Annotated in this window: 19 protein-coding genes; 13 read left to right on the top strand and 6 right to left on the bottom strand. The window is 59.4% G+C overall.

All coding sequences use genetic code 11. The annotated features are described in order from the left end of the window. Window positions 1-104: 104 nt before the first annotated feature. Window positions 105-653, top strand: coding sequence for an RNA polymerase factor sigma-70 (locus tag ACA079_RS08160; protein ID WP_008145913.1), 549 nt, complete (start codon window positions 105-107; stop codon window positions 651-653). A gap of 109 nt (window positions 654-762) precedes the next feature. On the opposite strand, the gene ACA079_RS08155 is transcribed toward ACA079_RS08160, so the two are convergent. From ACA079_RS08155 to ACA079_RS08145, 3 genes are all read right to left on the bottom strand, one after another. Then, window positions 763-1,776, bottom strand: a complete 1,014-nt coding sequence (locus ACA079_RS08155) for a GNAT family N-acetyltransferase (protein WP_497703138.1) — start codon at window positions 1,774-1,776, stop codon at window positions 763-765. A 100-nt stretch (window positions 1,777-1,876) separates the two neighbouring features. Continuing rightward, complete coding sequence (locus tag ACA079_RS08150; RefSeq protein WP_497703137.1) at window positions 1,877-2,683, bottom strand: substrate-binding periplasmic protein; 807 nt, start codon at window positions 2,681-2,683, stop codon at window positions 1,877-1,879. 93 nt (window positions 2,684-2,776) lie between these two features. Continuing rightward, window positions 2,777-3,403 carry a TetR/AcrR family transcriptional regulator gene (locus ACA079_RS08145; protein ID WP_497703136.1) on the bottom strand — a complete coding sequence of 209 codons (627 nt, stop codon included), beginning with the start codon at window positions 3,401-3,403 and terminating at the stop codon, window positions 2,777-2,779. A gap of 190 nt (window positions 3,404-3,593) precedes the next feature. Here ACA079_RS08145 and ACA079_RS08140 point away from each other — a divergent pair, with 190 nt between their 5' ends. The 8 genes from ACA079_RS08140 (at window position 3,594) to ppnP (ending at window position 12,927) form a co-directional block, all read left to right on the top strand. Then, window positions 3,594-5,384: an acyclic terpene utilization AtuA family protein gene (locus ACA079_RS08140; RefSeq protein WP_497703135.1), complete on the top strand. Its 1,791-nt coding sequence runs from the start codon at window positions 3,594-3,596 to the stop codon at window positions 5,382-5,384. A gap of 12 nt (window positions 5,385-5,396) precedes the next feature. Then, complete coding sequence (locus tag ACA079_RS08135) at window positions 5,397-6,266, top strand: SDR family oxidoreductase (RefSeq protein ID WP_348127198.1); 870 nt, start codon at window positions 5,397-5,399, stop codon at window positions 6,264-6,266. A 3-nt stretch (window positions 6,267-6,269) separates the two neighbouring features. Beyond that, window positions 6,270-7,886: a geranyl-CoA carboxylase subunit beta gene (atuC, locus tag ACA079_RS08130; protein WP_497703134.1), complete on the top strand. Its 1,617-nt coding sequence runs from the start codon at window positions 6,270-6,272 to the stop codon at window positions 7,884-7,886. A gap of 23 nt (window positions 7,887-7,909) precedes the next feature. Next, on the top strand, window positions 7,910-9,067 hold the full coding sequence (atuD, locus tag ACA079_RS08125) for a citronellyl-CoA dehydrogenase (protein WP_497703133.1): 1,158 nt from the start codon (window positions 7,910-7,912) through the stop codon (window positions 9,065-9,067). Continuing rightward, complete coding sequence (locus ACA079_RS08120) at window positions 9,064-9,861, top strand: enoyl-CoA hydratase/isomerase family protein (RefSeq protein ID WP_497703132.1); 798 nt, start codon at window positions 9,064-9,066, stop codon at window positions 9,859-9,861. The genes atuD and ACA079_RS08120 overlap by 4 nt, the downstream gene beginning before the upstream one ends. 136 nt (window positions 9,862-9,997) lie before the next feature. After that, window positions 9,998-11,959, top strand: coding sequence for an acetyl/propionyl/methylcrotonyl-CoA carboxylase subunit alpha (locus ACA079_RS08115; protein WP_497703131.1), 1,962 nt, complete (start codon window positions 9,998-10,000; stop codon window positions 11,957-11,959). Between the two features lie 71 nt (window positions 11,960-12,030). Continuing rightward, window positions 12,031-12,573, top strand: coding sequence for a 3'-5' exonuclease (locus ACA079_RS08110; RefSeq protein WP_497703130.1), 543 nt, complete (start codon window positions 12,031-12,033; stop codon window positions 12,571-12,573). Window positions 12,574-12,642: 69 nt separating this feature from the next. Continuing rightward, complete coding sequence (ppnP, locus tag ACA079_RS08105) at window positions 12,643-12,927, top strand: pyrimidine/purine nucleoside phosphorylase (protein WP_007973461.1); 285 nt, start codon at window positions 12,643-12,645, stop codon at window positions 12,925-12,927. Between the two features lie 86 nt (window positions 12,928-13,013). On the opposite strand, the gene ACA079_RS08100 is transcribed toward ppnP, so the two are convergent. Together ACA079_RS08100 and ACA079_RS08095 are read right to left on the bottom strand one after the other, a co-directional pair. Then, window positions 13,014-13,820 (bottom strand): MOSC domain-containing protein, encoded by an 807-nt coding sequence (locus ACA079_RS08100; RefSeq protein WP_497703129.1) that lies wholly within the window; start codon window positions 13,818-13,820, stop codon window positions 13,014-13,016. A gap of 90 nt (window positions 13,821-13,910) precedes the next feature. Beyond that, entirely contained in the window at window positions 13,911-14,846 is a 936-nt protein-coding gene (locus ACA079_RS08095; protein ID WP_497703128.1) for a chemotaxis protein CheV, read from the bottom strand. Window positions 14,847-15,307: 461 nt separating this feature from the next. Between ACA079_RS08095 and ACA079_RS08090 the strand changes: the two genes are divergently transcribed. From ACA079_RS08090 to ACA079_RS08080, 3 genes are all read left to right on the top strand, one after another. Next, a complete protein-coding gene (locus ACA079_RS08090; RefSeq protein WP_150656970.1) occupies window positions 15,308-15,778 on the top strand; it encodes a hypothetical protein in 471 nt (156 codons plus the stop codon). 341 nt (window positions 15,779-16,119) lie between these two features. After that, complete coding sequence (locus ACA079_RS08085; protein ID WP_497704295.1) at window positions 16,120-17,013, top strand: sensor histidine kinase; 894 nt, start codon at window positions 16,120-16,122, stop codon at window positions 17,011-17,013. Next, on the top strand, window positions 17,010-17,669 hold the full coding sequence (locus ACA079_RS08080; RefSeq protein WP_033059158.1) for a response regulator: 660 nt from the start codon (window positions 17,010-17,012) through the stop codon (window positions 17,667-17,669). Before ACA079_RS08085 ends, ACA079_RS08080 begins: the two co-directional genes overlap by 4 nt. Here ACA079_RS08080 and yegS read toward each other — a convergent pair. Further along, a complete protein-coding gene (gene yegS / locus ACA079_RS08075) occupies window positions 17,653-18,570 on the bottom strand; it encodes a lipid kinase YegS (protein ID WP_497703127.1) in 918 nt (305 codons plus the stop codon). The genes ACA079_RS08080 and yegS overlap by 17 nt on opposite strands. 229 nt (window positions 18,571-18,799) lie before the next feature. Here yegS and ACA079_RS08070 point away from each other — a divergent pair, with 229 nt between their 5' ends. Continuing rightward, window positions 18,800-19,114 carry a hypothetical protein gene (locus ACA079_RS08070; RefSeq protein WP_415773792.1) on the top strand — a complete coding sequence of 105 codons (315 nt, stop codon included), beginning with the start codon at window positions 18,800-18,802 and terminating at the stop codon, window positions 19,112-19,114. Window positions 19,115-19,121 lie beyond the last annotated feature (7 nt).

The raw sequence follows: 19,121 nt of genomic DNA, 5'->3' as shown, positions 1-19,121 counted from the left end.
CATTTGACAATCATTATCATTAAGAATAATTTGTCGCTCGATGTGTAGGACGGCTCAGCCCCCGCTGGCCGTCCCACGAACCTATTTGCAGCAAGGTGATTTCCATGACGGAACAAGTGTCCACAAGCAGGTGCGATTCACCGCTACTTCAGGCATTCGTCGACAATCGACTGATTCTGGTCAAGATTGCAGCCCGCATTACCGGCTGCCGGTCGCGTGCTGAAGACGTGGTGCAGGATGCGTTCTTCCGGCTGCAATCCGCGCCGCAGATCACGTCCTCGTTCAAGGCTCAGCTCAGCTACCTGTTCCAGATCGTGCGCAACCTGGCGATCGATCACTACCGCAAACAGGCGCTGGAGCAGAAGTATTCGGGCCCTGAAGAGGAAGGTCTGAACGTGGTGATTCAAGGTGCTTCACCGGAAACCTCGCACATCAACTTCTCGACGCTGGAACACATCGCCGACGCGCTGACCGAGCTGCCCAGCCGCACCCGCTACGCCTTCGAGATGTACCGCCTGCACGGCGTGCCGCAAAAGGACATCGCCAAGGAGCTTGGCGTCTCGCCGACCCTGGTCAACTTCATGATTCGCGATGCGCTGGTGCACTGCCGCAAGGTGTCGGGCAGTCGTGTGGATACCTTTGCCCGCCGCTGAATGCTCGTTGTCAGCTTAAAAAGATCGCAGCCTTCGGCAGCTCCTACAGGGTTATGCAATCCCATGTAGGAGCTGCCGAAGGCTGCGATCTTTTAGGCTTAACTCCGAATCACGCCAACACACACCGATCAAAAAACCGCTCACGCCCCAACACCATCAGCGCCGCGCGCTTGTGCGGGAAGTCGAACGCTTTCTCGCAGTAGAAACCCTGGTTCTGCATATGCCCGATCATCTTCGCGTTGTCGGCGCGAGGCTCGGCGACCACTCGCTGAGTGCGTGGATCGTCGAGAAACAGGTAATGCGTCAACGCCGATAACCAGCTCGCCACCTTATGCGGGCCACGGTGATTTTCTTCACCCACCAGCATGTGAATACCGCGGTCGTAATCGCCGGCGTCATAGAACGGTGCGATGCGATCTTCCTTGGCCCAATAGGCTTCAAAATAGGCGAACGGCTGATCATCGAAACAACCGATCAGCGTCAGGGTATGGGGATCGGCCTCAAGTTTGCTCAGGTACTCGTGATGCTGTTCAAGACTGCCCTCCTCCTGCCAGAAACTCGCCACGCGCGGGCTGTTCTGCCAACGATTGAAACGCGCCAGGTCCAGGTCGATGTCCATCGTGCGCAGGGAAATCCAGGCACCGAGGCGCGCATCAAAACGCCGATAGACTTCACCGCGCGGTTTCACCGGCCGCAGCGGATGACGCTTGCCGCCACTGATGACCATTTGCTGCGGATAACTCGGTGTCAGTGACGCGCCCAGCCAAGGCTGAGGCAACTGCCAGAACAGCGTTCGCTCGCAACGATACTGGCCGACGGTTTCGGTAGGGATCAGCAACCCGCTGAGCAATGCTTCGGTGGGAGCGTCATCGAGATGCCAGGTCAGGCGTTGGCAGGCCGGGTCACGGGCAAACAGCCAATAACAGGCCGCCCAGACGGCCCGATTGTCGGCGTAGTCGAAGCGCTCTTCTACTTGCACATGCAGCGCGGGCTCGCGAGTCAGGCGCAACTGAATCAACGGCTGCCCTTCAAGGCGGAGACACAGGCGGCTTTCGGTTTCATCAGCTACAAGACGGCTTCCTGTCGGCAAGGCCAGGGCAGTCAGGTCATTCAGAGTGGACATGGGTCGGGCTCACGTTAATCGTCGACAGTTCAACGAGGTGACGTGAGCCAGTGCGGGAAATTTAAGAGAAGTCGGTAAATACGCGACCTGTGGTGCGATCTCAGCTACCCGGGACCGGCACCACGGCGATCTTGTAGGGATCGAAAATCTTCAGCATCTCGCCATTGTCCCGCAACCCTTGCAGCAACTTGCCGAACGCCTCACCAGTGATCGGTGCGGCCGGACTGAGGATGGCGTAGTGGTGATAAACCTGATCGATACGCTGGGACACCAGCAACTGATCGGCGACTTTCTCGTTGCGCAGCAGGTAATCGCTGAGGTACGAGCGCGTCACCAGGGCAACGTCGGCGCGCCCGCGCAGCACCATCAGCAGGTTACTGTCATGGGAATACGTCAGCGTGGCGTTGTAGTTTTGCGCGAGGAATTTTGGATCGGCATTGAAGTTGGCGAATTCGTAGTGATAGCCGCTGAACAGCGCCAGACGCTTGCCGGTGAGGTCGGCAAAATAATTCTGCTGACGAACCGGTTGGCCATCGGGCTGGTGTTGTGCGACAAAAATCTCGGCGTCTTCCAGCCCCATGTCGACGGTGGTGTGTGGGATGTCCTTCCAGCCCCAGTCCGGGTTCTCGAAAATCGCCATGTCCACCCGGCCTTGCTTGAAGTCACCGAAACGCCGGGGAATGGAAGTGGGAACCAGCACAAACTGATAGTCGCTCTGCAAGGCATTGAGCGCCTCGACCAGCTGCGGCAGCAAACCAGTGTCGGCACCGGACTCCGGGCGCACGGTATAGGGGGGGAAATGTGCGGCACCGACCCGCACCAGCTGTGCGGCCTGTGATGGAACCACGCATAACACCGCAAGCGTCGCCAGCAAAAGCCGCGAAGCCGTCCGAATTGGCGAAGACATCAAAACAACCCACTCCCCAAAAAATACGCGTCAATGCATTCAAGCTAGGCGGTTTCGGCTACTTAGCCAGTTTCCATCTGATTCAAAACAAAACTACTGCTTTTCTTCCAGCACGAGAATCAATGCCTCATCGGCCAATTGATCGAGGCTCATGCTGCCGCCGGCGCGAAACCAGGTGGTGGTCCAGGACAGCGCACCGGTCAGAAAGCGGCGGGTGATGAACACATCACCGCGGATAAAGCCGGCCTCCTTGGCCTCGCCCAGCACCTGTAGCCAAATGTCTTCATAAATGTCGCGCAGCGCCAGCACCTGCACCTGCCCGTCTTCGGACAGAGAACGCCACTCATACACCAACACCGCCATCGCCTCGCCGCTGCCGCCCATGATCGACTGCAACTCACAACGAATCAGCGCCAGTACCCGCTCGCGCACACTGCCGGCTTCGGCCAGGGCTGCACGCATCAACGCGGTGTTGTAGCGAATGGTTTCTTCCATCACCGCCCGCAGGATCTCGTCCTTGCTTTTGAAGTGATGAAAAATGCTGCCTGACTGAATCCCCACGGCGCCGGCCAGATCGCGCACGGTGGTGCGTTCGTAACCTTTGTTGCGGAACAGGTGAGCCGCCACTTGCAGCAGTTTGCCGCGGGCGCTATCCGGGTCGGTCAATTGGCCGCTGCCGACCAATTCGCGCATCACCCTCAGGGCTTTTTGCTCGTCCACCCGTTCTCTCCTACAGTCGATCAATCAAATACGCCGCTCGCCGCTAAAACTGCGGGGTTGCGCGGGCAATTTAAGCTGGCCGGCGCGACCAAGCAAGCGCTCGGGCAGAAGATATTTCAGCCGTTTACAAACCAAGCGCTTGCTTGGTAGTCTCGATGTACTTCTGTCGGGGGTGATTATGGAGTTGACTGTGCCAAAAACAATCCGCATTGGTTGCGCCAGCGCCTTCTGGGGCGACACCTCGACCGCTGCCGCGCAACTGGTGGAAGGCGGGCGTCTGGACTATCTGGTCTTCGATTATCTGGCCGAAATCACGATGTCGATCATGGCCGGCGCGCGGATGAAAGATCCCCAGGCCGGTTACGCCAGCGACTTTATCGAAGTCCTCAGCCCGCTATTGGGTCAACTGGCCGAACAGAATATCCGCGTCATCAGCAACGCCGGCGGGGTCAACCCGCAAGCTTGCGCCGCCGCCCTGCAAGCGGCCTGCGACAAGGCCGGGGTAACGCTGAAAATCGCCGTGCTGCTGGGCGATGACCTGCAGCCGCAGCTCAAACAGCTGAGCAGCAGCGGTATCCATGAAATGTTCAGCGGCGCGCCCTTGCCGCCGATGTGCGTCTCGACCAATGCCTACCTCGGCGCGCCGGGCATCGTCGAAGCCCTGCGTCTGGGCGCCGACATCGTCATCACCGGGCGCGTGGTCGACAGCGCGGTGGTCAGCGCTGCATTGGTGCATGAATTCAATTGGTCCTGGCACGACTACGACAAACTCGCCCAAGCTGCATTGGCCGGGCACATCATCGAATGCGGTGCCCAGTGCACCGGCGGCAACTTCACCGATTGGCGCGAGGTGCCCGACTACGAACACATCGGCTTCCCCATCGTCGAAGTCAGCGCCGACAGCCAGTTCATCGTCAGCAAACCCGAAGGCTCCGGCGGGCTGGTCACACCGCTGACGGTCGGCGAGCAGATGCTGTATGAAATCGGCAACCCACAGGCGTATCTGCTGCCGGACGTGGTCTGCGATTTCACTGAAGTCAAACTCGTGCAACAAGGCAAAAACGCGGTTCAGGTGCACGGCGCAAAAGGCTTGCCGCCGACCGATCAGTACAAGGTCAGCGCGACGTACCCGGACGGTTTCCGCTGCACCGCCAGTTGCCTGATCGCGGGGATCGATGCGGTCGACAAGGCGCGTCGAGTCAGCGAAGCCATCATCAACAAGACGTCGGAAATCTTCAGCCAGCGCGGTTGGCCACCCTACAGCGAAGTGAACATCGAACTGCTCGGCAGCGAAGCCACTTACGGCCCCCACGGTCAGCGCCATGACAGCCGCGAAGTGGTGATCAAACTCGCGGTGCGCCATCCGGGTAAACAGGCGTTGATTGTGTTCTCCCGGGAGATCGCCCAGGCCGCCACCGGCATGGCACCGGGACTGACCGGGATTGTCGGTGGACGGCCGACGGTGTATCCGCTGATCCGGCTGTTCTCGTTCCTTATCGACAAAACCGCCTGCACGCTGGAAATTGATCTCAATGGCCAGCGCCACCCCTGCACCCTGCCCGCCGTTGATGTACTCGACACCGCCGACCTGCCCGTGGCGTGCGCCCCACCGAAACCCTCAGACCGGGCCGATGCCAGCGTGGCCCTGGTCAAACTCGCCGTGGCACGCTCCGGCGACAAGGGCAACCACAGCAATATCGGCGTCATGGCCCGCGAGCCGGAATACCTGCCGTGGATTGCCGAAGCCTTGACGCCAGAAGTGATCGTCGACTGGATGAGTCATGTCCTCGACCCGATCCACGGCCGTGTCGAACGCTGGTACCTGCCGGGCACCCACAGCCTTAATTTTCTGCTGGAAAACGCCCTGGGAGGCGGTGGCGTGGCCAGCCTGCGGATCGATCCGCAAGGCAAAGCCTTCGCCCAGCAACTGCTGGAAATCCAGATACCGGTGCCTCAGCGCATCGCCGACCGAGTCAACTAGAGGACTGTCGCCATGGCATACGATTCGATTTTCAAAGCCGATTTGTTTGCAGGCCAAAACATCATCGTGACCGGTGGCGGCAGCGGCATCGGCCGTTGCACCGCGCACGAACTGGCGGCCCTCGGCGCCCATGTGCTGCTGCTCGGGCGCAAGGCAGACAAGCTGAAAAACGTCGCTGCCGAGATTGCCGAGGATGGCGGCAAGGCTGACTGGATGGTCTGCGATATTCGTGAGGAAGAAGCGGTCAAGCATGTGGTCAGCGAGTTGATCCGCAAGTACGGACCGATTCACGGCTTGGTCAATAATGCCGGCGGGCAGTACCCGTCGCCGCTGGCGTCGATCAATCAAAAAGGCTTCGACACGGTGTTGCGCACTAACCTGATGGGCGGCTTCCTGATGGCCCGGGAAGTGTTCAACCAGTCCATGAGCACGCACGGTGGCGCCATCGTCAATATGCTCGCCGACATGTGGGGCGGCATGCCCGGCATGGGCCACTCGGGTGCGGCGCGTTCGGGCATGGATAACCTCACCAAGACCGCCGCGTTCGAATGGGGTTATGCCGGGGTGCGGGTCAACGCCGTGGCGCCGGGCTGGATCGCGTCCAGTGGCATGGACACCTACGAAGGCGCGTTCAAAGCGGTGATCCCAACGCTGCGTGAGCACGTTCCACTGAAACGCATCGGCACCGAATCGGAAGTCAGCGCGGCGATCGTTTTCCTGCTCAGCCCGGCCGCGGCGTTTGTCAGTGGCAGCACTTTGCGTATCGACGGTGCCGCCAGCCTGGGCGGGCGCGCCTGGCCGATACACAAGGCGCAGATCAGCGAGTCGTATAACGGTTTTCACCGTGCCTACTTGCCGGACGTGCTCAAGGATAAGGAATAAGTCATGCCGGTGATTCAGTCGCAAGTGGACCCGTTCAGCGAACAGTACGCGCGCAATCGCGCGGCGATGCTGGTCGGCATCGAGCACGTTCGCCAGCTCGAACAGAACCTGCTGAACAAGGCGGCCGAAGCCAAACCCAGGTTCGACAAGCGCGGCCAATTGTTGCCCCGCGAACGCCTCAATCTGCTGCTGGACCCTGGCGCCCCGTTCCTCGAACTGGCCAGTCTGGCCGGCTACAAACTGCATGACGACAAGGACGGCAGTTCGGCTGGCGGCGGTTTGATCGCCGGGATCGGTTACGTGGCCGGCGTGCGGGTGCTGGTGGTGGCGAACAACAGTGCGATCAAGGGCGGGACCATTTCCCCCAGCGGTTTGAAAAAATCCCTGCGCCTGCAACAGATCGCCATGGAGAACAAACTACCGGTCATTACCCTGGCCGAAAGCGGTGGCGCCAACCTCAATTACGCGGCGGAGATTTTTGTCGAAGGCGCCCGCAGCTTTGCCAATCAGGCGCGGATGTCGGCCATGGGCCTGCCGCAAATTACGGTGGTCCACGGCTCGGCCACGGCGGGCGGCGCCTATCAGCCAGGGCTATCGGATTACGTGGTGGTGGTGCGTGGCAAGGCCAAGCTGTTTCTGGCCGGCCCGCCACTACTCAAGGCTGCCACCGGCGAAGTCGCCACCGATGAAGCACTGGGCGGCGCCGAGATGCATGCGCAAATCGCCGGCACCGCTGAATACCTGGCCGAGAACGATGCCGATGGCGTGCGGCAGGTGCGCGAGATTGTCAGCCTGTTGCCGTGGAACGATCAGCTGCCCTGGGTACCCAAACGTCGTTGGGAAGAACCGCTCTACCCCATCGACGAGTTGCTCGGGCTGATTCCGGACGACGCGAAAAAACCTTACGACGTGCGCGAAATCATCGCGCGGATTGCCGACGGCTCGAACTTTCTCGAATTCAAGGGTGAGTTCGATCAGCAAACCGTCTGCGGTCATCTGCAGATTCAAGGCCGCGCCTGCGGGTTCATTGGCAACAATGGGCCGATCACGCCCAAGGGTGCGAGCAAGGCGGCGCAGTTCATTCAGCTCTGCGACCAAAGCCAGACGCCGCTGCTGTTTTTTCACAACACCACCGGATTCATGGTCGGCACCGAGTCAGAGCAGCAAGGCGTGATCAAACACGGCGCGAAAATGATTCAAGCGGTGGCCAATGCCCGCGTGCCTAAACTGACCATCGTCGTCGGTGGCTCCTACGGCGCCGGCAACTACGCGATGTGCGGCCGCGGCCTCGACCCACGCTTCATTTTCGCCTGGCCCAACAGCCGCACGGCGGTGATGGGCGGCGCCCAGGCCGGCAAAGTGCTGCGGATCGTCACCGAGGCCAAACAGGCCAAGGACGGCCTGGTACCTGACCCGAAAATGCTCGACATGCTGGAACAGGTCACCGCGCAGAAACTCGACAGCCAGTCCACCGCGCTCTATGGCAGCGCCAGTTTGTGGGACGACGGGTTGATTGATCCTCGCGATACCCGGACCTTGCTCGGGTACTTGCTGGATATCTGTCATGAGGCTGAAGTGCGACCGCTGCAATCCAACAGTTTTGGTGTAGCCCGCTTCTAAGGACGATAAGGAGAACAATAAAAATGATCTTCACCCAGGAACACGAAGCACTGCGCCGCACCGTCCGCCAATTCGTCGATCACGAGATCAATCCTCACGTCGAGGAATGGGAAAAGGCCGGACGCTTTCCGATCCACGAGATCTTCCGCAAGGCCGGCGACCTCGGCCTGCTGGGGATTTCCAAACCGGAAAAGTTTGGCGGCATGGGGCTCGATTACAGCTATTCGATCGTCGCGGCTGAAGAGTTCGGCACCATCCACTGCGGCGGCATTCCGATGTCCATCGGCGTGCAGACCGACATGTGCACCCCGGCGTTGGCGCGTTTCGGCTCCGATGAATTGCGTGAAGAATTCCTGCGGCCGGCGATCACTGGCGAGCAGGTCGGCTGCATCGGTGTTTCCGAAGTCGGCGCCGGTTCCGACGTGGCCGGTTTGAAAACCACCGCCCGCAAGGACGGCGACGACTACGTGATCAACGGCAGCAAGATGTGGATCACCAACTCACCGAGCGCCGATTTCATCTGTCTGCTGGCCAACACCTCGGACGACAAACCGCACATCAACAAGTCGCTGATCATGGTGCCGATGAACACGCCAGGCATCAGCCTCAGCTCGCACCTGGACAAGCTCGGCATGCGCAGCTCGGAAACCGCCCAGGTGTTTTTCGACAACGTGCGCGTGCCGCAACGCAACCGCATCGGCCATGAAGGCGGGGGCTTCATGATGCAGATGCTGCAGTTCCAGGAGGAACGGCTGTTCGGCGCGGCGAACATGATCAAAGGCCTGGAGTACTGCGTCGACAGCACCATCGAGTACTGCAAGGAACGCAAAACCTTCGGCAGTGCGCTGATCGACAATCAGGTCATCCACTTCCGCCTGGCCGAACTGCAAACCGAAATCGAATGCCTGCGGGCATTGGTCTATCAGGCCACCGAGCAGTACATCAAAGGCCAGGACGTCACCCGTCTGGCGTCGATGGCCAAACTCAAGGCCGGGCGTCTGGGCCGCGAAGTCAGCGACAGCTGCCTGCAATACTGGGGCGGCATGGGCTTCATGTGGGATAACCCGGTGGCCCGCGCTTACCGTGACGTGCGGCTGGTGTCGATCGGCGGTGGTGCCGACGAAATCATGCTGGGGATCATCTGCAAACTCATGGGCATCCTGCCGGGGAAAAAGAAATGAGCACCCTGCCGGTTTGCCAGACCTTGCTGCTCGAATCGCATAACGGTGTCCTGCACATCACCCTCAACCGCCCGGAAAGCCGCAACGCCATGAGCTTGCAAATGGTCGCCGAACTGCGTGCGGTGCTGGCGGCGGTGCGTGACGACCGAGCCATTCGCGCGCTGGTGATCGGTGGTGCGGGCGGGCATTTTTGCGCCGGTGGCGACATCAAGGACATGGCCAACGCACGCGCTCAAGGCCCGAGCGCCTATCGCGACTTGAATCGCGCGTTCGGTGCGCTGCTGCAAGAGGTGCAACACGCGCCGCAAGTGGTGATCACGGTGCTGCAAGGCGCGGTGCTCGGCGGCGGTTTTGGTCTGGCCTGCGTCAGCGACGTCGCCTTGGCCGATCACCAGGCGCAATTCGGTCTGCCGGAAACCAGCCTCGGTTTGCTGCCAGCGCAGATCGCGCCGTTCGTGGTGCAGCGCATCGGCCTGACTCAGACTCGCCGACTGGCGCTGACCGCTGCACGATTCGATGGCACACACGCACGGCGCATGGGATTGGTGCACTTTGTCGAGCATGACGCGCAAGCGTTGGCCGAGCGTCTCGATGAAATTCTGGCCCATGTGTTGTGCTGCGCGCCGGAGGCCAATGCGACGACCAAGAAACTTTTGCTCGCGAGTGCCGGACAGCCATCGAATGCGTTGCTGGATGAAGCGGCCGATTGGTTCAGCGAGGCGGTGACCGGGGCTGAAGGTATTGAGGGGACGATGGCCTTCGTGCAGAAACGTAAACCGGGGTGGGCCCTTTAAAAGCATCGCGGGCAAGCCTTGCTCCTACAAGTTCACGGTCGATCCCACCACGGTGATTCAATCCCAAACCCTGTAGGAGCAAGGCTTGCCCGCGATGGGGCCATCACATTCACCGCAAAAACAAAGGGAAGAACCCATGCCCGGACTCAGAAAAATCCTGATCGCCAACCGCGGTGAAATCGCCTGCCGCATCCAGCGCACCGCCCAGGCCCTGGGCTATCGCACGGTCGCGGTGTTCAGTGATGCCGACGCCGATGCGCTGCATGTGCAGATGGCCGACGAAGCCGTGAGCATCGGCCCGGCACCGGTGCAGCAGTCCTATCTGAATATCCCGGTCATTCTCGACGCCGCCCGGCGCACGGGCGCTGATGCAATCCATCCAGGCTACGGCTTCCTCTCGGAAAACGCCGGCTTCGCCCGCGCCTGCCAGGATGCCGGCATCACCTTCATCGGCCCCAGCCCCGACGCCATCGAACTGATGGGCAGCAAACGCCTGTCGAAACTCGCCATGCTCGATGCCGGTGTGCCGTGCATCAAGGGTTATCAGGGCGAAGAACAGGACGACGCGACCCTGAGCCGCGAAGCCGCACGCATCGGCTATCCGCTGATGATCAAGGCCAGTGCCGGTGGTGGCGGGCGTGGCATGCGCCTGGTGCACGAGGCCAACGATTTGCTGGAGCAACTGCGCACCGCCCGTTCCGAAGCGCTGCATGGGTTTGGCAGCGACGAACTGATTCTCGAGCAAGCGCTGATCGACCCGCGTCACGTCGAAGTTCAACTGTTCGGCGACCAGCACGGCAACCTGATCTACCTTGGCGAGCGCGACTGTTCGATCCAGCGTCGCCATCAAAAAGTCATCGAGGAAGCGCCCTGCCCGGTGATGACCGCCGAGTTGCGTCAGGCCATGGGCGAAGCGGCGCTCAAGGCGGGTCGCGCCGTGAATTACGTCGGCGCTGGCACCGTCGAGTTCCTGCTGGATGCGCGTGGGCGGTTTTACTTTCTGGAGATGAACACCCGACTCCAGGTGGAGCACCCGGTGACCGAATTGATCACCGGCCTCGATCTGGTGGCCTGGCAGTTGCACGTCGCCGAGGGACTGCCTCTGCCCCTGCGACAGGAGCAGGTTCAGCTCAGCGGCCATGCCATGGAAGTCCGTTTGTACGCCGAAGATCCGGCGCACGGTTTTCTCCCACAAACCGGTCGCATCACCGCCTGGGAGCCTACGTTGCAGCGCGGCGTGCGGATCGACCATGGTTTGATCGAAGGCCAGACAGTCAGCCCGTTTTATGACCCGATGCTGGGCAAAATCATCGCCCACGGCGCCACCCGCGAAGAAGCCCGGCGTAAGTTGCTGCGGGCGGTGCAGGACAGCGTGCTGCTCGGCGTGCAAAGCAATCAGCGCTTGCTCGCCGCCCTGCTGGAACACCCGCAGTTCATCAGTGGCGAGTTCAGCACCGGGTTCATCCCGGCACACTTTACCGAGCATCCCTGCCTGCATGCGCATGTGCCGAGCGCCAAAGAACTGGCCATCGCTGCTGCGCTGTTCTATCAGGCCTCGGCGCAGGTTCATCACGCACCACTGGCCGGTTGGCGCAACAACGCGAGCGTGCCGTTGCACTATCGAATCGGCCTTGATGATCAGGATTGGTCAGTGGAATTGAACGCTGTGCCTGGCGCGCCCTACCGGATTCAAGTCGTTGAGCAAAACCTTGAATTAACGATCATCCAGTGCGATGGACGCTGGGCCACCTTGGAAATAGACGGCATTCGCCAACGTCATGCCTACCGTCTCGAGGCAGGACAACTCTGGTTGTTCACCCGTCCCGGCAGTGTGCGGCTGACGGACCGGACCCAGGCGTTGGTCAGCAGTCAGGCCAGCGTCAGTACCGGCACCCTCAAGGCCCCGATGGATGGGGCGATCGTCGACGTGCTGGTCACTGAGGGCAGTTCGGTCATTAAAGGCCAGTTGCTGGTCGTGCTGGAGGCGATGAAAATGGAGCATCCGCTCAAGTCGGGCATCGACGGCGTGCTCAAACGCTTGCAGGTCAGGGTCGGTGATCAGGTGAAAAATCGTCAGATTTTGTTGGAGGTCGAATAAGCCGCTAGGCGGATCCGCCGGGTTTGGCTACGCTCAAGCCCTATCAGGACGCGGATACCAGGAACCCTGCGATGCCTCACTGGCTGGTCATTGATCTAGAAGCCACCACCGATGAGGGTGGTTGGCCAGTAACGGAAATGGAAATCATCGAAATCGGCGCCACCCTGGTGGACCGCAAGGGGCGCGAACTGGATGCTTTCCAGCGTTTCGTCCGGCCGCTGCGTCGACCCTTGCTGACTCCGTTTTGCCGGCAACTGACCCGCATCACCCAGGCCAACATCGACACCGCACAGCCTCTGAGCGAGGTCTGGGCGTCGTTCGAGTACTGGCTCGGCCAGCATCACTCGCGCCTCGAAGGCTGGGTCAGCTGGGGCGATTACGATCGCAAACAGTTGGTTCAGGAGTGGGAGCGCCTGCAACTCGACAGTGCCCTGAGCCGGGTGCCGCACATGAACCTCAAACAGCGCTTTGCCAAGGCTCGCCGGCTGGAACGCCCGCTGGGGCTCAACGGCGCGCTGCAACTGGCGGGCATGCAGTTCAGTGGTCAACAACATCGGGCGCTGGAAGATGCGCGCAATACCGCACGATTATTGCCACTGGTTCTTCCATCTTAGAGAGGTGACGCCGGCATGGGCCTTGTGCATACTGGCCGGCCCTTTTCAGCCCTTTTCGAGGAATCGCCCATGTTTAAAGTCAACGAGTACTTCGACGGCACCGTCAAGTCGATCGCCTTTGGCACCGCTGAAGGTCCTGCGACCATTGGCGTCATGGCACCGGGCGAATACGAATTCGGCACCAGCCAGCGTGAAATCATGCACGTGGTGTCCGGCGCCCTGACCGTCAAACTGCCGGACAGCAACGACTGGGAAACCTTCGCCGCCGGCAGCCAGTTCAACGTGCCCGCCAACAGCAAGTTCCAGCTGAAAGTGGCCGTCGACACCGCTTACCTGTGCGAATACCGCGGCTAAAACCCTGGGTTTTCACAGCGACAAAAAAAATGCCCGTGTCCTTGGACACGGGCACTTTTTTTCAAAGGGCAGTCATTCTGACGGTCTTATTCCAGGACTGTCACCGGCATACCGACTTCAAGTTGGCCATTGCTGTCGTTGACCAGGTTCTGTCCGAACATCGCACCATCGGCCTCGGCACGGTATTTCTGCAACGTGGCCAGTGGTTCGCGATCTTCGCTGCGCTCGCCGGTTTGCGGGTCGATGGTGGTCAGAATGCAGCGTGAGCACGACTTGACCACGCGGAACTCGACATCGCCAATGCGGATACGCTTCCAGCCATCTTCGGCATACGCCTCGCTGCCCTCGATCACCAGATTCGGCCGAAAGCGCAGCATTTCCAGCGGGCGGCCGACTTTTTGCGACAAGTCCTCCAGTGAGGCCTGCCCGATCAGCAACAACGGAAAGCCATCGGCGAAGGCCACCTGATCGTCATCCTTGCCGTAGCCGGCCTGGGTGGTCCGTGCGCGTTCAAGAGGGACTTGCACCAGACGAGTCGGTTTACCAATGAATTCGCTGACCCAGGCACCCGCCTCGTCACCGGCATCCGGCACACGCAACGTATCGCGCCAAATGGTCACGCCACGCAGTTCCGCGTCGCTGGCAGGCAAGGCGATATCGATCGGTGAGCGGCCCGGCGCACTGAGGGTCAAGCCACCGTCGGCATTCCACAACGCCGACAGCTGACTCATCTGCGCCACCGCACGTTGGGTCAGAAAGCGCCCGCTGGCCTCGTCCACCAGCATCCAGCGTCGATCACCGTCCAGGCCCAGCTTGTCGAGGCTGACCTGCTGCAGGATCTCGCCCTTGCCGGATTTCAACGGATAACGATAAAGCGCGCTCAGACGCAACATGGCCAGCTCCCTGGTAGGCAAAAACGCCACCCTATACGAGCTTGATCGCCGAATCAAAGGCTGACTTCAGGCCAGCCTCTTGCACCGTTATCAGGCAGGCACTTCATCGAGCATCAAGCGCTGGCGCACCACATCGATGAGTTTGTCCGGCTGGAATTTGGAGAGGAAGTTGTCGCAGCCGACCTTCTTCACCATCGAGTCGTTGAAGCTGCCGGACAACGAAGTATGCAGAACCACGTAGAGGCCTCGCAGACGCGGGTCGTTGCGGATTTCCGTGGTCAGGCGATAGCCGTCCATTTCCGGCATTTCCGCGTCGGTGAAGACCATCAGCAGTTTGTCGGTCATGTTCACACCGGTATCGGCCCAGGCCTTGAGCATGTTCAGTGCCTTCAAGCCATCGCTGGCGATGTGCATCTTCACACCCAACTGACCCAGGGTGTCACGCAATTGCGACAGCGCCACGTTCGAGTCGTCCACCAGCAGCACTTCACGGCCACGGGCACGTTCCAGAACCGGATCGTCGAGTTTGTCGCGCGATACCTTGGCGTTGTACGGGACGATTTCCGCCAGTACTTTTTCGACGTCGATGATTTCCACCAACTGATCGTCGACCTTGCTGATGGCCGTCAGGTAATGCTGACGACCGGCGCTGGCCGGTGGCGGCAGAATGGCTTCCCAGTTCATGTTGACGATACGGTCTACACCACCGACCAGGAACGCCTGCACCGAACGGTTGTACTCGGTAACGATGATCGTACTGGTCGGGCTTGGCACCAGCGGACGCATACCGATGGCCTGGGACAGGTCGATCACCGGCAGGGTCTGGCCACGCAGATTAACCACGCCGCAGACAAACGGATGACGCTGAGGCATCAAGGTCAGCTTCGGCAGTTGCAGCACTTCCTGCACTTTGAAGACGTTGATCGCGAACAATTGCCGTCCGGCCAGCCGGAACATGAGAATTTCCAGGCGATTCTCACCCACCAGTTGCGTGCGTTGGTCTACCGTGTCGAGAATGCCGGCCATCAATGACTCCTGGGCTTGTTCTGATGAATTCACTAAAGGGGGTTATCGGCTGTTTTCGCCGGACCTTGACCCCTGTAAAATGCCACGACCAAACATTGATGTCACATTAACATCATGCTTTACTGGCCACGTGATTTCATCTGCATCATTGCCTGCCGCGAGACCTCGTTTCGTTCGGTTGGTTCCCCCCGTGTAAGGGATTCCCCTAGTAGCAATCAGGCCCAACCTGATATTCGCAATATCCAATAGCCATTAATGTGACGCCATTCTCATTGCATGAACGGAGTCAGGCTTTTGTGTGCGATCGCAGGTAAGTGGCCATCCACCCTATCGAGTTCCCCAGCCTGCAACCAGACAGACCGGCGCGCGATCTCACGACGGCATGACAATGCGGGGACTCTGATTGTCCCCGTCGACACACACGACATTCCCGCATTTGACATGACGTTGTGGAGATAAGCATGCCGAACGATCGTAAAGAATGGGCTCACCGGCTCCCTGAGTTTCTCGTCGAAGCTGAGACACTCCTGGTTAAAACCGAGGAATGCCTGAGTCATTTGCAACTGATCAGCAATGACAAGGATGCCATCGACTGCATGTTGAGCACCCTGCTCAAACTGGCCAACAAGGCTGATGCCCTCGCTCTGGCAGCCGTTTCGGAGTTTTCGTTGCACATCCATGGTTTGCTGAGCCATGCCCAGAATCACATGGATTTACACGACCAGGCCCTGAGTGCGCTGAAAGACTGCCTGACGTTGATCGCCTGGCAACTCGAGCTTATCGATCAGAAGACCGGTCAACTCAGCCTTGATGACAGCGAACAGACATCCCTGATCGAAGCCTTCGCCTTTCAGGTCGGACACAGTCAGTTTCAGCCCCCCGCTAATTCCAAACCGTTCACACTCGTTTCCTTTGCAGGTCGGCAAGCCTGAACTATCGGGCCCTATGCCGTGCTGTGAATTTTTATTGCGATAATTGCCTCTTCAACTTTAGCGGGCTCATGTCGCAATTGAATATTTCATACCTGCTTACGACAACTCGAAACAAATAAACCATTCTTGCCTGCCAACTTTTTCCATTATGGAACTGCTGTCCATACACGCTTATTTCCTGACTCGGCAGACATATATACCAAACGCGACCAACGGTATCTTAAGTGGTATTATGCCGCCCATTAGTTGACGTCAATTAATGGCAGAGTGACTCCAGACAGAGACCCGTCATCCACGATGCCCGGTCTTCCCGCAGCGAACATCCATTGGCTCCATCCGCTATGTACGCCAGCCTCAAGTCGATCACCCTAAAGCCACCCTCCCGAAAAAACGCGCGCCTGGTCACGCTTGTGTTGTGTACCTGCTCGGCGCTTGGCTGCCTGCTGATATATAGCCAGTCCACTCCCCTGCCGCTGAGTCTGCTGGTACTCAATATTGCGGCATTGGCCTGCGTCGGGGTGCAGTACTGTCTTTCGCGCAAGTCGATAAAGTTTCAACCCCAGGAGTTGGCTGACCGGTTGTTGGAGGTACAGGAAAACGAACGACGCCGGCTCAGTCGGGAACTGCATGACGACATCGGCCAATTGCTGACCGCGGCAAAACTTCAAAGCGACTGGCTCAAACGCCGAATGCCCGAAGAACTTCAGGGCCAGTGTTCGGTGCTCTGCGATACGCTGGAAGAAACCCTGGCCAAAGTGCGAGACGTATCGGCCATTCTCAATCCGAGGCAGTTGACCAGTCTCGGGCTGGAAGCCAGTCTGCGGGCGCATTTGCTCAAGACGCTGGCCAACACGCCTGTGCACTGGAGCCTGGAATGCCATCAGCGTTTGGCCGGTATACCGGAGGAAATGACGCTGGCCGCCTTTCGAATCACCCAGGAAGCGGTGACCAATATATTGCGCCATGCCGAAGCGAAAAACCTGTTGGTCCGCCTGCAACGTCAGCCTCAGGGCCTGACACTATTGATCAGTGACGATGGCCTGGGATTCGCGCCAGCGACCGATCCAGGTCGTGAGGGGCAACGCGGAATGGCGGGGATGTCGGAACGGATCAATCAGTTGGGCGGCACACTGAGCGTGACCAGCGAGCCGGGCAAAGGCACTCAAATCGAAGCACTCTTCCCCTGGGCGCCTCGTGCGCTCGAACGGGCCAGTACGAATAAGGTTATGCGTTGACTTGTAACTTACTTCTGGTGGATGACCACTCGCTTATCAGGGCAGGCGTGCGCGCTCTGGTGCTGGATATTCCTGGCTACGCGGTAATCGGTGAGGCCAATGACGGCTCGCAGTTGCTCGAGATGGTCGAGCAGCTGTCCCCGGACATCGTCCTGCTGGATATTTCCATGAAGGAAACCAGTGGCCTTGACGCATTGCAGCGACTCAAGCGAGTACGCCCGCAGAGCAAGGTGCTGATCCTGTCGATGCACACCGATCCAGCACTCATCATGCAGGCATTGGAATCCGGTGCACATGGCTACCTGCTCAAGGACACCACGGCTACCGAGCTCGAACATGCCCTGGATGCCTTGCGTAACAACGAACGCTACCTGAGCCCGGCCATCGCCCACACCGTCATCAACCAGGCGCTGACCCGAACTCAGAAAAACCAGCCGGAACCTGCCGACTCGCACAACCTGACAGCGCGTCAGCTGGAAATCCTTCGGCTGATCGTTCGCGGAAAATCCACCCGGGAAATTGCCAATGGCCTGGGCCTCAGCATCAAGACCGTTGAAACCCACCGCTCGCAGATCATGAAGCGCTTGCAGATCTACGATGTGGCGGGCCTGGTGCTGTTCGCCGTTCGCGAACAGATCATCAGCCTGGATGATTGATCAATTGCGATGACCCCAACAGCGGCGAGTTTTCAGGTAAATGCACGCGCAGTGCCGCTGGACGTGTCGAGAAACGCAAATTGTCACCTTCCAGAGGTTCGCCATCGAGGTTGATGTAGAGGCCTTCCGAGACCTTGATTTCGACCCATGGCAACCGGACTCGCACAAACATGTTGTCGATGCCGAAGCCATCCGCCAGCAGGGTTTTCAAGGTGCCGACGAGTTCCTGCGGCGCAGGCAAAATACTGATATCCAGCAGACCGTCGTCAGCCAGCGCTTCTGGACACAACACATGTCCACCGCCGGCCTGCCGGCCATTGCCGATGCCCAACGCCAACAGCTCGCCACTCCACTGGAAATCAGGCCCCTGCAACTCGCCATAGGCTGCGTGCAACTCACTGAAGCGCGATAAACCGGTGAACAGGTAAGCCGCGCCCCCGAGGACTTTTTTCAAGTCCTCCGAGGTGTTTGCCGTGACCTGACTGCCAAAACCGCCCGTGGCCATATTCAGGAACACTTGCCCACCGACCTCCCCCAGATCAATGGCGCTCGGTGCAATGTCGAGAAGGTCCAGCGCCTGCGCGGGCTCCAGAGGCACGCCGGCGGCACGCGCAAAATCATTGGCGGTCCCCAACGGCATCAGTACCAGACTGGCCTGAGTCGAATGCGCCGCCATGGCTTCGGCAATATCGCGCAAGGTACCGTCACCGCCACCGGCGATGATCTGCGTGTAGCCCGCCGCCAGCGCTTCATCCACCAGTCGCTGCGCGTCGCCCGCTTCCCAGGTCACTCGAACGGCCAGCTCCCAACCCTGTTTGCGCTTGTCCGCAATGGCAGAACGAACCGCCTCGTTGAGCGCTTGCTTGCCATGCAGAATCAACAGTGCCTTGCGTTCGCTCATTAGTTGTCACTCCCGTGATTGAATTCCGTATGGGAGATGTTGACCTCATCTCGCCACATAAAAGTCGCAAGAATTTGAATTATTTGAAGTCGAGCAGTATGGCGTCCTACAAGGCGGGACTTTTTCTTACAAGATGTAAGGAATCGGCTCAATTGACCGCCCCATGCGATTGGTACACCTTGGCGCCTGCAGTTATCAAACATCAGCAGGAACTACACAGGGACGTGCCATGCAAAGCCAAGAGATCAGGTCACCGGTCATTCCGGTTGTACCGTTCGCAGAAAAACGCGCCAATCATCAGGCTGAATTCAAAAACAGCGCAAAGCCCATTGGAGAAGCTGCTTTGGAATCTCGCGTCGTTGAATTGGAGACACACCTCAAATACATCCGGCGAGACCTGGACGAAGTCCGTAGTGACGTCAAATCGATAAAACACAGGCTTGCCTATTCGGCTCTCGGAACAGCCGTGGTCATCGGGGTTCTGGCCTGGATCGCCAATAGCCGTTTCGACCAGGTCGTGACACTCCTGGCTCACCAAGGGTAAGCCAAGA

The sequence above is a fragment of the Pseudomonas sp. LBUM1645 genome, from assembly GCF_059716185.1.
This window is presented reverse-complemented; position numbering and strand designations above follow the sequence as displayed.

Coding starts and splice junctions, on each gene's coding strand:
- ACA079_RS08160 (WP_008145913.1), top strand. CDS start 105: ATGACGGAACAAGTGTCCACAAGCAGGTGCGATTCACCGCTACTTCAG.
- ACA079_RS08155 (WP_497703138.1), bottom strand. CDS start 1,776: ATGTCCACTCTGAATGACCTGACTGCCCTGGCCTTGCCGACAGGAAGC.
- ACA079_RS08150 (WP_497703137.1), bottom strand. CDS start 2,683: ATGTCTTCGCCAATTCGGACGGCTTCGCGGCTTTTGCTGGCGACGCTT.
- ACA079_RS08135 (WP_348127198.1), top strand. CDS start 5,397: ATGGCATACGATTCGATTTTCAAAGCCGATTTGTTTGCAGGCCAAAAC.
- atuC (WP_497703134.1), top strand. CDS start 6,270: ATGCCGGTGATTCAGTCGCAAGTGGACCCGTTCAGCGAACAGTACGCG.
- atuD (WP_497703133.1), top strand. CDS start 7,910: ATGATCTTCACCCAGGAACACGAAGCACTGCGCCGCACCGTCCGCCAA.
- ACA079_RS08120 (WP_497703132.1), top strand. CDS start 9,064: ATGAGCACCCTGCCGGTTTGCCAGACCTTGCTGCTCGAATCGCATAAC.
- ACA079_RS08115 (WP_497703131.1), top strand. CDS start 9,998: ATGCCCGGACTCAGAAAAATCCTGATCGCCAACCGCGGTGAAATCGCC.
- ACA079_RS08110 (WP_497703130.1), top strand. CDS start 12,031: ATGCCTCACTGGCTGGTCATTGATCTAGAAGCCACCACCGATGAGGGT.
- ppnP (WP_007973461.1), top strand. CDS start 12,643: ATGTTTAAAGTCAACGAGTACTTCGACGGCACCGTCAAGTCGATCGCC.
- ACA079_RS08100 (WP_497703129.1), bottom strand. CDS start 13,820: ATGTTGCGTCTGAGCGCGCTTTATCGTTATCCGTTGAAATCCGGCAAG.
- ACA079_RS08095 (WP_497703128.1), bottom strand. CDS start 14,846: ATGGCCGGCATTCTCGACACGGTAGACCAACGCACGCAACTGGTGGGT.
- ACA079_RS08090 (WP_150656970.1), top strand. CDS start 15,308: ATGCCGAACGATCGTAAAGAATGGGCTCACCGGCTCCCTGAGTTTCTC.
- ACA079_RS08085 (WP_497704295.1), top strand. CDS start 16,120: ATGTACGCCAGCCTCAAGTCGATCACCCTAAAGCCACCCTCCCGAAAA.
- yegS (WP_497703127.1), bottom strand. CDS start 18,570: ATGAGCGAACGCAAGGCACTGTTGATTCTGCATGGCAAGCAAGCGCTC.
- ACA079_RS08070 (WP_415773792.1), top strand. CDS start 18,800: ATGCAAAGCCAAGAGATCAGGTCACCGGTCATTCCGGTTGTACCGTTC.